The 13,357-nt window shown below is 74.2% G+C and carries 9 protein-coding genes and 1 pseudogene; 5 read left to right on the top strand and 5 right to left on the bottom strand.

The window, feature by feature from the left end:
- Nucleotides 1-168: 168 nt before the first annotated feature.
- Nucleotides 169-996 carry an arylamine N-acetyltransferase family protein gene (locus ACSUPT_RS08350; RefSeq protein ID WP_436943927.1) on the bottom strand — a complete coding sequence of 276 codons (828 nt, stop codon included), beginning with the start codon at nucleotides 994-996 and terminating at the stop codon, nucleotides 169-171.
- A gap of 85 nt (nucleotides 997-1,081) precedes the next feature.
- Complete coding sequence (locus ACSUPT_RS08345) at nucleotides 1,082-2,164, bottom strand: aquaporin (protein ID WP_436943926.1); 1,083 nt, start codon at nucleotides 2,162-2,164, stop codon at nucleotides 1,082-1,084.
- A gap of 213 nt (nucleotides 2,165-2,377) precedes the next feature.
- On the opposite strand from ACSUPT_RS08345, the pseudogene ACSUPT_RS08340 reads away from it, so the two are divergent.
- The 5 genes and pseudogenes from ACSUPT_RS08340 to ACSUPT_RS08320 all read left to right on the top strand — a co-directional run bounded on the left by ACSUPT_RS08340 (nucleotide 2,378) and on the right by ACSUPT_RS08320 (nucleotide 9,345).
- A pseudogene (locus tag ACSUPT_RS08340) lies at nucleotides 2,378-3,129 on the top strand (sirohydrochlorin chelatase).
- Between the two features lie 146 nt (nucleotides 3,130-3,275).
- On the top strand, nucleotides 3,276-4,607 hold the full coding sequence (locus ACSUPT_RS08335; protein ID WP_436943924.1) for a deoxyguanosinetriphosphate triphosphohydrolase: 1,332 nt from the start codon (nucleotides 3,276-3,278) through the stop codon (nucleotides 4,605-4,607).
- Nucleotides 4,608-4,724: 117 nt separating this feature from the next.
- Nucleotides 4,725-6,002: an NAD(P)/FAD-dependent oxidoreductase gene (locus ACSUPT_RS08330; protein WP_436943922.1), complete on the top strand. Its 1,278-nt coding sequence runs from the start codon at nucleotides 4,725-4,727 to the stop codon at nucleotides 6,000-6,002.
- A 108-nt stretch (nucleotides 6,003-6,110) separates the two neighbouring features.
- The gene (dnaG, locus tag ACSUPT_RS08325; RefSeq protein ID WP_351967550.1) at nucleotides 6,111-8,036 is read left to right on the top strand and encodes a DNA primase; all 1,926 of its coding nucleotides are present in this window, start codon (nucleotides 6,111-6,113) and stop codon (nucleotides 8,034-8,036) included.
- Between the two features lie 175 nt (nucleotides 8,037-8,211).
- Complete coding sequence (locus ACSUPT_RS08320; protein WP_351967551.1) at nucleotides 8,212-9,345, top strand: RNA polymerase sigma factor; 1,134 nt, start codon at nucleotides 8,212-8,214, stop codon at nucleotides 9,343-9,345.
- 4 nt (nucleotides 9,346-9,349) lie between these two features.
- On the opposite strand, the gene ACSUPT_RS08315 is transcribed toward ACSUPT_RS08320, so the two are convergent.
- From ACSUPT_RS08315 to ACSUPT_RS08305, 3 genes are read right to left on the bottom strand one after another with little or no spacing between them, the layout of a single operon-like run.
- Nucleotides 9,350-9,604, bottom strand: a complete 255-nt coding sequence (locus tag ACSUPT_RS08315) for a hypothetical protein (RefSeq protein ID WP_351967552.1) — start codon at nucleotides 9,602-9,604, stop codon at nucleotides 9,350-9,352.
- Nucleotides 9,605-9,649: 45 nt separating this feature from the next.
- Nucleotides 9,650-11,578, bottom strand: a complete 1,929-nt coding sequence (locus ACSUPT_RS08310) for an ABC transporter ATP-binding protein (RefSeq protein WP_436946184.1) — start codon at nucleotides 11,576-11,578, stop codon at nucleotides 9,650-9,652.
- Complete coding sequence (locus ACSUPT_RS08305) at nucleotides 11,575-13,308, bottom strand: ABC transporter ATP-binding protein (protein WP_399217169.1); 1,734 nt, start codon at nucleotides 13,306-13,308, stop codon at nucleotides 11,575-11,577. The genes ACSUPT_RS08310 and ACSUPT_RS08305 overlap by 4 nt, the downstream gene beginning before the upstream one ends.
- Nucleotides 13,309-13,357 lie beyond the last annotated feature (49 nt).

The raw sequence follows: 13,357 nt of genomic DNA, 5'->3' as shown, positions 1-13,357 counted from the left end.
GCGTCCGTCCGGCCGGAAGCCCGACCGGAAGTCCGGCCGGAAGTCCCGCCGGGAGTCCGGCCCGCAGCAGGCCGCGCACCGGCCGGTCGGAGGCCGTTCGCATGGTCGCACAAGCCGATCATCGGCCTGACGGCGCGTCGGGTGAGCGGCCCCGGCGCGGCGGCCGGGTCAGGGCCGGGGGCGCAGGGGCACGGGCGGGCGGTCGAGGCGGAGGCCGAAGTGGTCGCGGTACGCGGCGAGCAGTTCCGCGTCGTCGTCGAGGCGCCGCTCCTCACGGGCGCCGTCCCGGGTGGTGATCAGACGGCGGCCGCTGAGCGTGACGCGGCCCCCGTCGGTGAGGAGCGAGGCCAGCGGCCCCCGCGTGAAGTGGGACTCGGGCGAGGTGCGGTGCCACCAGGCGCCCGCCGTGAAGTCGGCCAGGACGCGCGGGCGCCGCTCCAGCCGGAAGCAGGCCGTGCCGTCCCGTACGACGTCGAGGTCGCCTGCCGCGTCCGGCGCGGAGCACTCCGCGATCCGGAACACACCGGCGGGGTCCTTCTGTTCGTCCCGTGCGTCCAGGTCGAGCGGGAAGGTGCTGTGGTCGCCGAAGCCCACGTCCACCAGCCAGGCCCGGCCGCCGCCGTCCTCGGCGCGGACCCGCAGCGCGAGATGGTCGTACGGGATGCCGAGGCGCCCGTCGTCGCCGTACACCCGCGCCTGGAGTAGTTCCACCTCGTACCCGAGGGCCCGCAGCAGCGCCGCGAACGCGCCGTTCAACTCGTAGCAGAAACCGCCCCGCCGCCGGTCCACGACCTTGCCGACGAGCGCCGACTCGTCCAGGACGATGTCCTCGCCGAGGTGGATCGACAGGTTCTCGAACGGCACCGACGTCAGATGCCGCATCTGCAACTCGCGCAGGGCGTCCTCGGTGGGCCGGGCGGGCCGCGCGGCACCGATGCGGCGCAGGTACGCGTCGACGCGCTCGGGCGGCAGGGTCGTCGTCTCCAGTGCGTCCATGACGTCCAGTGTCGCCGCGGGTCCGGCAGGCCACCATGGTCCGCTGGTCCTACACCGGTCCTACGACGCCGCGCCCCCCGTGGGCCTACGCCGTCCCAGGCCCTCGCGAAGCGACCCCCGGCACCGGCTCGCCCGCGACGCCGCCCGCCACGGCCCCCGGCCCACCCGCCACGCCGCTCGCACCGGCCGCCACGCCGCCCGCGATCCCGCCCGCACCGGCCGCCACGCCGCTCGCACCGGCCGCCACGCCGCCCGCGATCCCGCCCGCACCGGCCGCCACGCCGCTCGCACCGGCCGCCACGCCGCCCGCGATCCCGCCCGCACCGGCCGCCACGCCGCTCGCACCGGCCGCCACGCCGCCCGCACCGGCCGCCACGCCGCCCCCGATGCCCTCCGGCACCGGCCCGCCCGCCATGCCGCCCGCGCCCGCCGCCCCCGTCGCGCGCCCCGCCGCCGGGCTCCCCGCGCCGTACAGCAACCCGGCCAGTGCCGCGCCCAGCAGGGCGCCCAGCGACTGCGCCGCGACGAAGCCGGGCAGGGAGCCGGGCGCGATCCCGGTGAACGAGTCCGTCAGGGAACGCCCCACCGTGGCCGCCGGGTTGGCGAACGATCCGGACGAGGTGAACCAGATCGCCGCCCCGATGTACGCGGCCACCGCGAGCGGCGCGAACCGGGCCCTGCCCAGCCGCTCCAGCGCGACGATCAGCAGGACCAGCCCCGCCGTCGCCACCGTCTCGCCCAGCAGCAGGTGCGCGTCCGCCCGTTCCCGCGTCGCCCACGACCAGCCGGCCCCGCCCGGAGCCCGCCCGAACATCGCCTCCGCCAGCAGCGCCCCCGCGACCGCGCCCACCGGCTGCGCGGCCAGGTACAGCGCCACCTCCCGCGCGGGCACCCGCACCCCCGCGCGGCGGCGCGACCACCAGGCGCACAGCGTGACCACCGGGTTGAGGTGCCCGCCCGACACCGGGCCGAGCTGGGCGATCAGCAGGCCCAGCGCCACGGCCGACGCCAGCGAGTTGGCCAGCAGCCGCAACCCCGTGTCGCCGCTGAGCGCCGACGCCTGGATGCCCGAACCGACCACCGCCGCGACCAGCGCCGCCGTGCCCACCAACTCCGCCAGCACCCGCCGCCCCAGCGGCGCCGCCCCACCCAGACTCCCCGTCCCCACGACCACCCCTCCCTCATTTAATGGAAACTATATTCCACTAAGCGGAATCGGCGAATGGTCGCCGGGCCGCCCGGCCGGGTCACCCCCGCCGCCCGGCCCGCGTGAGCCCACGCCAAAGCACCCGTCACCGCCGTGCAACACCGCCGCAATCTCCACCCGCCAGGATCGGCACACGATCCCCACCCCGCCCCCGACGGAACGCGCAGGCCGCCCATGAGCACACCGACCCTGGTCGCCGTCGCCCACGGCAGCCGCGACCCCCGCGCCCTGCCCGCCGTGAGGGCCCTGCTCGACGAGGTCCGCGCCCTGCGCCCCGGCCTGCCCGTCCGCCTCGGCCACGTCGAGCTGGACGAGCCGCTCCTCACCGACACCCTCGACGGCCTGCCCGCGGGAGGAGACGCCGTCCTCGTGCCGCTCCTCTTCGGCCGCGGCCACCACGTCAAACACGACCTCCCGCGCGCCGCCCGCGCTGCCGCCCCCCGTGTCCACGCCCGCGTCGCCGCCCCGCTCGGCCCCCACCCGCTCCTCGCGGAGGCCCTCCACGACCGGCTCACCGAAGCCGGCTGGCGCCCCGGCCCCCGTACGCACCGCACCGCCGCCGTCGTCCTCGCCGCCGCCGGCTCCCGCGACCCCGAGTCCACCGCCGGCACCCGCCGCCTCGCCGCGCTCCTCGGCGACCGCCTCGGCGGCGTCCCCGTCCTCGCCGCCTACGCCTCCGCCGCCTCGCCCACCGTCCCCGAGGCCGTCCGCGAGCTCACCGCGCGCGGCCGCACCCGCGTCGCCGTCGCCTCCTGCTTCACCGCGCCCGGCTGTTCGCCACCCGCAGCGCGGCCGCCGCGCCCTGGATCGCCGCCGCCCCGCTCGGCCCCCACCCCGCCCTCGCCCGGCTGGTCCTCCACCGCTACGACCAGGCCCTCGCCCGCACCTCGCGGGCCGCGCACCCCCACGCGTACGCCTCCGTCTGACCCCCGCGCCCGCGCCCCCACGTCCCCACGTCCCCGCGTCCGGCCGCCCCGCGACGCCCCGCACCCGGCACGCGCGCACGCCACCGCCGCACGCCCCGCGCGTCCGCGCAGGCATCACTGTCACCCCGGGCGGTTACCTTCACTGCATGAACGGCATGGCAGGCACGACCCCCCAGGACCACGCGTACGACGCGGCCGCCACCGAGCGCTGGGCCGCCGAGCCCGACAAGCGCCCCGGCCGCACCGCCTTCCAGCGCGACCGGGCCCGCGTCCTGCACTCCTCCGCCCTGCGCCGCCTCGCGGGCAAGACCCAGGTCGTCACGCCCGGCACCCGGACCCCCGCCTGGGACGCCAGCCCCCGCACCCGGCTCACCCACTCCCTCGAATGCGCCCAGGTCGGCCGCGAGCTCGGCGCCGCCCTCGGCTGCGACCCCGACCTCGTGGAAGCCGCCTGCCTCTCCCACGACATGGGCCACCCGCCCTTCGGCCACAACGGCGAACAGGCGCTCAACGAGTTCGCCAAGGACTGCGGCGGCTTCGAGGGCAACGCCCAGTCGCTGCGCCTCCTCACCCGCATCGAGCCCAAGCGCTTCGTCCCCGACCCGGCCACCGGCGACCTCGTCAGCGTCGGCCTCAACCTCACCCGCGCCGCCCTCGACGCCGCCACCAAGTACCCCTGGCCGCGCGGCGCCCACCCCACCGACCCGCACTCCCCGAAGTTCGGCGTGTACGAGGACGACCTGCCCGTCTTCGCGTGGGCCCGCCAGGGCGCCCCCGCCGGCCGCACCTGCTTCGAGGCCCAGGTCATGGACTGGTCCGACGACGTCGCCTACTCGGTGCACGACTTCGAGGACGGCCTCCACGCCGGCCACATCGACCCCAACATGCTCCTCGCCGAACCGGAGCGCGCCGACATCTGGCGCGTCGCCATCGGCCGCTACGTCCCCGCCGACACCGACCCGCAGGAGCTCGCCGACGCCCTCGACCGGCTCGTCGACCAGGAGTGGTGGCCGCACGGCTACGACGGCACCGCCCTCGCCCAGGCCCGTCTGAAGGACGCCACCAGCCAGCTCATCGGCCGCTTCTGCCTCGCCGCCGAGGGCGCCACCCGCCAGGCGTACGGCTCGGGCCGCCTCACCCGCTACGGCGCCCGGCTCGTCGTCCCCCGCGAGACCCGCAACGAATGCGCCGTCCTCAAGGCCGTCGCCGACCGGTACGTCATGCAGCGCGCCGAACAGGAAGCCCTCCGCGCCGACCAGCGGATCGTCATCGCCGAACTGGCCGAGGCCCTCGTCCAGCGCGCACCCGACGGCCTCGACCCCCAGTTCCGCGCCCTCTTCGACGCCGCGCCCGACGACCGCGCCCGCAAGCGGGTCGTCGTCGACCAGATCGCCTCCTTCACCGACGCCACCGCCCGCGCCCTCCACGCCCGCCTCACCGCCCCCCACCGCACCGAGCGGACCGGCCGGACCCGGTAGGTCCTCTTCCGCGCCGCACGCCGATACGGGACCCTCGCTGGGGCGCCACGGCCGGACGGCGGCGCGCGGCGTAGCGTGGACACGGACGAACCGTGCATTCCGGGTAGGAGGCGACAAGTGGTCGACGCAGATGAGACCTTCGTCATCGTGGGCGGCGGACTGGCCGGCGCCAAGGCCGCCGAGACGCTCCGCGCCGAGGGGTTCTCCGGCCGCGTGATCCTCGTCGGCGACGAGCGCGACCACCCCTACGAACGGCCGCCCCTCTCCAAGGGCTACCTCTCCGGCAAGCAGGAACGCGACAGCGTCTTCGTCCACGAACCCGGCTGGTACGCACGCAACGACGTGGAACTCCACCTCGGCCAGCCCGTCACCGCCATCGACCGCGACACCCGCACCGTCCGCCTCGGCGACGGCACCACGATCCACTACGACCGGCTGCTCCTGGCCACCGGCGCCGAACCCCGCCGCCTCGACATCCCCGGCACCGGCCTCGCCGGCGTCCACCACCTGCGCCGCCTGTGCCACGCCGACCGCCTCCAGGGCGTCCTCGCCGCCCTGGGCCGCGACAACGGCCACCTGGTCATCGCCGGCGCCGGCTGGATCGGCCTGGAGGTGGCCGCCGCAGCGCGCGGATACGGCGCCGAGGTCACCGTCGTCGAACCGGCCGCCACCCCGCTCCACCAGGTCGTCGGCCCCGAGATCGGCCAGATGTTCACCGAGCTCCACGCCGAGCACGGCGTCCGCTTCCACTTCGGCACCCGCCTGACCGAGATCGTCGGCCAGGACGGCATGGTCCTCGCCGCCCGCACCGACGACGGCGACGAGCACCCGGCGCACGCCGTCCTCGCCGCCGTCGGCGCCGCGCCCCGCACCGCGCTCGCCGAGGCCGCCGGACTCGCCCTCGCCGACCGCGCCCACGGCGGCGGCATCGCCGTCGACGCCTCCCTGCGCACCTCCGACCCGCACGTCTACGCCGCCGGCGACGTGGCCGCCCTGCACCACCCCCTCCTGGGCATGCGGCTGCGGGTCGAGCACTGGGCCAACGCCCTCAACAGCGGCCCCGCCGCCGCCCGCGCCATGCTCGGCCGGACCGTCTCGTACGACCGCGTGCCGTACTTCTTCTCCGACCAGTACGACCTGGGCCTGGAGTACTCCGGCTGGGCGCCGCCCGGCTCGTACGACCAGGTCGTCCTGCGCGGCGACGCGGGGAAGCGGCAGTTCATCGCCTTCTGGCTGAAGGACCGCCGCGTCCTGGCCGGGATGAACGTGAACGTGTGGGACGTCACAGAGCCGGTCCAGGACCTCGTCCGCGCGGGCGCCAGGGGCACCGCCGTGGACCCCGACGCCCTCGCGGACCCGTCGGCCCCCCTCGCCTCCCTGCTGCCGGGCACCTGACCGGGACGCACCCCCGTAGGCTGCGATCTCTGCGGGGGACGACCCCCGCACCCCCGTAGGCTGCGATCTCTGCGGGGGACGACCCCCGCACCCCCGTAGAATCTCTGCGTGGCAGGCAGGATCAACGATGACGACGTGAAGGCGGTACGGGACGCCGTCCCGATCGATGCCGTCGTGTCCGAGTACCTCCAGCTGCGCAACGCCGGAGGCGGCAACCTCAAGGGTCTGTGCCCCTTCCACGACGAGAAGTCCCCGTCCTTCCAGGTCAGCCCCAGCAAGGGTCTCTTCCACTGCTTCGGCTGCCAGGAGGGCGGGGACACCATCGCCTTCGTCATGAAGATCGACCACCTCTCCTTCTCGGAGACGGTCGAGCGCCTCGCCGCCCGCGCCGGGATCACCCTCCGGTACGAGGAGGGCGGCTACAACCCCACGCACCAGCGCGGCGAGCGCATCCGCCTGATCGAGGCGCACAAGGCCGCCGCCCAGTACTACGCCGAGCAACTCGGCAGCGCCGAGGCGGAGATCGGGCGCCGGTTCCTCGCCGAGCGCGGCTTCGACCAGGCCGCCGCCGAGCACTTCGGCGTCGGCTACAGCCCCGCCGGCTGGGACCACCTCACGCGCTATCTGCGCGGCAAGGGCTTCTCCGACAAGGAGCTGATCCTCTCCGGGCTCTCCCAGGACGGCCGCCGCGGCCCCATCGACCGCTTCCGCGGCAGGCTCATGTGGCCCATCCGCGACGTCGGCGGCGACGTGGTCGGCTTCGGCGCCCGCCGCCTGCGCGACGACGACAACGGGCCCAAGTACCTCAACACCCCCGAGACGCCGATCTACCGCAAGTCGCAGGTCCTCTACGGCATCGACCTCGCCAAGAAGGACATCGCCAAGATCAGCCGGGCGGTCGTGGTCGAGGGCTACACCGACGTCATGGCCTGCCACCTCGCCGGGGTGACCACCGCCATCGCGACCTGCGGCACCTCCTTCGGCGGCGACCACATCAAGATCCTCCGCCGGCTGCTGATGGACAACGGCTCCGCGCGCGTGATCTTCACCTTCGACGGCGACGCGGCGGGGCAGAAGGCGGCCCTGCGGGCCTTCGAGGACGACCAGAAGTTCGCCGCCGAGACGTACATCGCCATCGCGCCCGACGGCATGGACCCGTGCGAGCTGCGGCTCGTCAAGGGCGACGACGCGGTGCGGGAGCTGGTCGAGCCGCGCACCCCGCTGTTCGAGTTCGCGCTGCGGCAGATCGTGGGCCGGTACGACCTGGAGACCCCCGCCGGCCGGGCCGCCGCCCTGGACGAGGCCGCACCGATCGTCGCCCGCATTAAGAACGTCGCCTCGCAGCACGAGGTCGCCGTCGAACTGGCCGGGATGCTCGGCATCCTCGACACGCAGTTCGTCGTCAAGCGCGTCGCGCAGATCGCCCGCTGGGCCCGCGAGCGGGGCGGCGCACCCGACGGCGGCCGGCCCCGCCCCGGCACGGGCCCCCGCCCCTCCGCCGCGACCGCCGCGCAGGCGGCCCCGGCGCGGCCGTCCTTCACCGGCCCGGCGCTCAACCTCCGCAGTCCCGCCCACCGCACCGAGCGGGAGCTGCTGAAGCTGGCCCTGCAGTACCCGGCGCTGGTGTCCCCGGCGTTCGACGCGTACGGCGCCGACGAGTTCACCGCCCCGCCGTACGCCGCGGTGCGCCGCACCATCGCCGAGGCGGGAGGCGCCGCCCAGGGCGTCGACAACGCCCCCGACTACCTGGCGCGGGTCCGCGAGGCCGCCCCCGACGACACCGTCCGCGCGCTCGTCACGGAGCTGGCCGTGGAGGCCGTCCTGGCCCGCGCGGTCGACGAGGCGTACGCGGGGGAGCAGCTGGTGCAGGTCCGGCTGCGCGCCGTGGACCGTCGCGTACGGGAGGTCCAGGGCACCCTGACCCGGCTGGGCGCGCACGGCGACCCCGAGCGGCTGGCCGCCGTCCAGAACGAGCTGTGGGTCCTCCAGCAGTACGCCCAGTCGCTCCGCAACCACGGCGCCGCCGCCCTCTGACGGCCCCGCCGCGCAGACGGCCCCGCACGCCACCCGGTACGGGGGACCGCCCGCCGTGCCACGGGCCGCGCCCCCGCCGTCGTACCGGCAGGTAGTCGCGCCGTCACGCACCGGTCGCAAAAAGTGGGCGCACGACCCTCGTGGCCGTCCTGTGTCGTACCCCACACTGGGGGCGGTGACGGACCGAACCGGCAGCGATCACCTGGAGGTCGCCCCCGTGCAGACCCAGACCCTGAGCGATGTCGTGCCCGTGCAGGACGTCCCTGCGCAGGGCCACGCGCCGGACCACCCCGACCACCCCGGCACGCTCCCCGGCACCTTCCCGGACGGCGTGCCCGACCTGCCGGCCCTCCCCGAGCCGCCGCCCGCCCGGCGCGCCGCCGACCGCACGGCGGCGGCGCTCTCGTCGGACCTGTTCCGCCAGTACCTGCGGGAGATCGGCCGCATACCGCTGCTCTCCGCCGCCGAGGAGGTGGAGCTGGCCCGGCGGGTCGAGGCGGGGCTGTTCGCGGAGGAGAAGCTCGCCCGCACCCCGGACCTGGACTCCCAGCTCGCCGTGGACCTCGACACCCTCGTCGTACGCGGCCGGATGGCCAAGCGGCGGCTCATCGAGGCGAACCTGCGGCTCGTCGTCTCCGTCGCCAAGCGGTACGTCGGCCGGGGCCTGACCATGCTGGACCTCGTCCAGGAGGGCAACCTCGGACTGATCCGCGCGGTCGAGAAGTTCGACTACGCGCGCGGCTACAAGTTCTCCACGTACGCGACCTGGTGGATCCGCCAGGCGATGTCGCGGGCCCTCGCCGACCAGGCCCGCACCATCCGCGTCCCCGTCCACGTCGTGGAGCTGATCAACCGGGTCGTCCGCGTCCAGCGCGGGCTGCTCCAGGAGCGGGGGCAGGAGCCCACCGCCGAGGAGGTCGCCGCCCGCCTCGACCTGCCGCCCGAGCGGATCGGGGAGGTGCTCAGGCTCGCCCAGGAGCCGGTCTCCCTGCACGCCCCGGTGGGCGAGGAGGACGACGTGGCCCTGGGCGACCTCATCGAGGACGGCGACGCCGCGTCCCCCGTGGAGAGCGCGGCGTTCCTGCTGCTGCGGCAGCACCTGGAGGCGGTCCTGTCCACGCTGGGCGACCGCGAACGGGAGGTCGTGCAGCTGCGCTACGGGCTGGTCGACGGCCGGCCCCGCACCCTGGAGGAGATCGGACGCCTCTTCGGCGTGACGCGCGAACGCATCCGCCAGATCGAGTCCAAGACCCTCGGCAAGCTCCGGGACCACGCCTTCGCCGAACAGCTGCGCGGCTACCTGGACTGAGCCGCTACCGCCCGCCGCCCTCCCCGGCCTCCCCGTCCACCGCGCCCGCGCGCGCCCGGCCCAGCCCCGAGCCGAGCCCGAAGCCGACGACGAGGCCGACCGGCAGTCCGAGGAGCAGGCCCTGCGCCATGTCGCCCATGGCCACCCCGAAGGAGACGCCGACACCGACGCCGATCGGCATCCCCAGGGCCATCCCCAGGGCGCCGCCCACCTTCCGCGCGTCCGGCGGCGCGTCCGCCCGCTCCGGTCCGTCCCCCATGCCGTTCCCCTCTCGTATTCCCCCGCGCGGTGGTCACCCGCGCGGTCAGTCGACCTCGGCCACCGCCTTCGCGAACTGCGCGGAGTACAGGCGCGCGTACGCGCCCTTCGCCGCCAGCAGCCCCTCGTGCGTGCCCTGTTCGACGATAGCGCCGTTCTCCATCACCAGGATCACGTCCGCGTCGCGGATCGTCGACAGCCGGTGGGCGATCACAAACGTCGTCCGCCCGTGCGCCAGACGCGCCATCGCCTTCTGGATCAGCACCTCCGTGCGGGTGTCGACCGAGCTGGTCGCCTCGTCCAGGACCAGGATCACCGGGTCGGACAGGAACGCCCGCGCGATGGTGATCAGCTGCTTCTCGCCCGCGCTGACACCGCCGCCCTCGTCGTCGATGACCGTGTCGTACCCGTCGGGCAGGGTGCGGATGAACCGGTCGGCGTGCGCGGCCCGCGCCGCCGCCTCGATCTCCTCGCGCGTCACCTCGCGGCCGGCGGGGGCGCCGTACGCGATGTTCTGCGCGATGGTCCCGCCGAACAGCCAGGTGTCCTGGAGGACCATGCCGATGGACGAGCGCAGCTCCTCCCGCGACATCCGGGCGACGTCCACCCCGTCCAGGACGATCCGGCCGCCCGTCACCTCGTAGAACCGCATCAGCAGATTGACCAGCGTCGTCTTGCCGGCGCCCGTCGGCCCGACGATCGCGACCGTCTGGCCGGGCTCCACCGTCAGCGACAGGTCCTCGATCAGCGGCTTGTCCGGCTCGTAGCGGAACGCCACCTTCTCCAGCGACACCGCGCCGCGCACCTCGGCGGGCCGGTCCAGCGCCGGGGACTGCGGCTGCTCCTCCGCGTCGAGCAGTTCGAAGATCCGCTCGGCGGACGCCACCCCGGACTGGAGCAGGTTCGCCATCGAGGCGACCTGCGTCAGCGGCATCGAGAACTGCCGCGAGTACTGGATGAACGCCTGCACGTCGCCGATGGACAGCGTGCCGGACGCCACGCGCAGCCCGCCGACGACGGCGACCAGCACATAGTTGAGGTTCGACACGAAGAACATCAGCGGCTGCATGATCCCGCTGTTGAACTGCGCCCGGAACCCGGCCTCGTAGAGCTCCTCGTTCTGCTCCCGGAACTCCCGCGCCGCCTCCTCCTGCCGGCCGAACACCTTCACCAGCGCGTGCCCCGAGTACATCTCCTCGACGTGCGCGTTCAGCCGGCCCGTGGCCTTCCACTGGCGGACGAACTGCGGCTGCGACCGCTTGCCCACCCACGCCGCGACGACCACCGAGAGCGGCACGGTCACCAGCGCGACCAGCGCCAGCAGCGGCGAGATCCAGAACATCATCACCAGCACGCCGACGATCGTCAGCAGGGAGTTGATGAGCTGGCCCATGCTCTGCTGCATGGTCTGGCCGATGTTGTCGATGTCGTTCGTCGCGCGGCTCAGCACCTCGCCGCGCTGCTGCCGGTCGAAGTACGACAGCGGCAGCCGCTCCAGCTTGGCCTGGACGTCCTCGCGCAGCCGGTGCACCGTCCGGTTGATCGCGTTGATCGACATGCGGGTCGACACCAGCATCAGCAGACCCGCGGCCGCGTACACGGCGAGCGCCAGCAGCAGCACCTCGCCGACCGCGCCGAAGTCGATGCCGCGGCCCGGTGTGAACGCCACCCCGGACAGCATGTCGGCGAGTCCGTCGTCGCCCTTCTCGCGGAGCGCCGCGACGACCTCCTCCTTGCTGCGCCCCTCCTCCATGCCCCGGCCGACGACGCCCGCGAACACCAGGTCCGTCGCCCAGCCGAGGATCAGCGGACCCACCACGCCCAGCGCCACGCTGAGCACGCAGGTCACGAGCATCACCCACAGCGCGGTCCGCTCCACGGAGAGCCGCCGCAGCAGCCTCCGGAAGGAGCCCTTGAAGTCGTTGGACCTGCTGCCCGGGCCTCCGGCCCCCATCATTCCGCCAGGAGCCATCAGGCAGCCTCCGCCTCGGTCAGCTGGGAGAGCACGATCTCCCGGTAGGTCTCGTTGCCGGCCATCAGTTCCTCGTGCCGTCCCACGCCCACGATCCGGCCGTCGTCCAGGACCACGATCCGGTCGGCGTCCCTGATCGTGGACACCCGCTGCGCGACGATCAGCACGGTCGCGTCGGCGGTCTCCCGCGCCAGGGCCTCCCGCAGCCGGGCGTCGGTGCTGTAGTCCAGCGCCGAGAACGAGTCGTCGAACAGGTAGATCTCCGGCCGCTGCACCAGGGTCCGCGCGATCGCCAGCCGCTGCCGCTGACCGCCGGACACATTCGTACCGCCCTGCGACACGGGCGCGTTCAGCCCGCCCTCCAGCTTCCGTACGAAGTCGGCCGCCTGCGCGGTCTCCAGCGCCGCCCACAGCTCGTCGTCCGTCGCGTCGGGCCGCCCGTACCGGAGGTTCGACGCGACCGTCCCGGAGAACAGATACGGCCGCTGCGGGACCAGCCCCACCGTGCGGGCGATCAGCGCCGGGTCCAGCTCCCGCACGTCCACGCCGTTCACCAGCACCTGGCCGCCCGTCACGTCGAACAGCCGCGGCACCAGGCCCAGCAGCGTCGACTTGCCGCTGCCCGTCGAACCGATGACCGCCGTCACCTCGCCGGGCCCGGCCACCAGGTCGATCCCGCGCAGCACGGCCTCCTCGGCGCCCGGATAGCGGAAGTCGGCGCCGCGGATCTCCAGCCGGCCCCCGCGGGGCAGCTCCCGCACCGGCGCCGCGGCCGGCAGCACGCTGGTCTCCGTGCGCAGCACCTCCTCGATGCGCTCGGCGCACACCTCGGCCCGCGGCACCATCATGAACATGAAGACGGCCATCATCATGGCCATCACGATCTGCATGAGATACGCCAGGAACGCCGTCAGCGCGCCGATCTGCATCGCCCCGCCGTCGATCCGCTGGGCGCCGAACCAGACCACCGCCACGCTGGAGAAGTTCACCACCGTCATCACGACCGGGAACAGCAGCGCCATCAGCCGCCCCGCCGCCATGGACATCTCCGTCAGCCGCGTGTTCGCGGCCCGGAAGCGCTCCCGCTCGTAGGCGTCCCGCACGAACGCCCGGATGACGCGGTTGCCGGTGATCTGCTCGCGCAGCACGCGGTTCACCGTGTCCAGCCGCTCCTGCATCGTGCGGAACAGCGGCTTCATCCGCATGACGATCAGCGCCACGGAGCCGCCCAGCACCGGCACCACCGCGAGCAGCACCATCGACAGCGGCACGTCCTGCCCGACCGCCAGCACGACACCGCCGACGCACATGATCGGCGCCGACACCATCAGCGTGAACGCCATCAGCGCCAGCGTCTGCACCTGCTGGACGTCATTGGTGGTGCGGGTGATCAGCGACGGCGTGCCGAAGTGCCCCAACTCCCGCGCGGAGAACGACTGGACGCGGTCGAAGACGGCCGCGCGCACGTCCCGGCCCAGCGCCGAGGCCGTCTTCGCCCCGTAGTAGACGGCGCCGATGTTGCCGGCGATCTGCAGCAGCGACACGGCGATCATCACACCGCCGTACCGCAGGATGTAGCCGGTGTCGCCCGTCACGACGCCCTTGTCGATGATGTCGGCGTTGAGCGTCGGCAGATAGAGGGTGGCGCTCGTCTGCACGAGCTGGAGCGCCACCAGCAAGGCTATGGCCCGTTTGTACGGCGCCAGATGGATGCGGAGTAGTTGTCGAAGCACGTGCTCAACTATCGCCTCCGCGCCCCGCTCGCCACGACGGGTTTTCGAA

Origin of the sequence: Streptomyces sp. SudanB25_2051, assembly GCF_964272635.1 — a bacterium.
Classification (GTDB): Bacteria; Actinomycetota; Actinomycetes; order Streptomycetales; family Streptomycetaceae; genus Streptomyces.
This window is presented reverse-complemented; position numbering and strand designations above follow the sequence as displayed.

What these genes read in the sequence shown, in the direction of transcription:
- ACSUPT_RS08335 (WP_436943924.1), top strand. Translation starts at nt 3,276, where the DNA reads ATGAACGGCATGGCAGGCACGACCCCCCAGGACCACGCGTACGACGCG.
- ACSUPT_RS08350 (WP_436943927.1), bottom strand. Translation starts at nt 996, where the DNA reads ATGGACGCACTGGAGACGACGACCCTGCCGCCCGAGCGCGTCGACGCG.
- ACSUPT_RS08315 (WP_351967552.1), bottom strand. Translation starts at nt 9,604, where the DNA reads ATGGGGGACGGACCGGAGCGGGCGGACGCGCCGCCGGACGCGCGGAAG.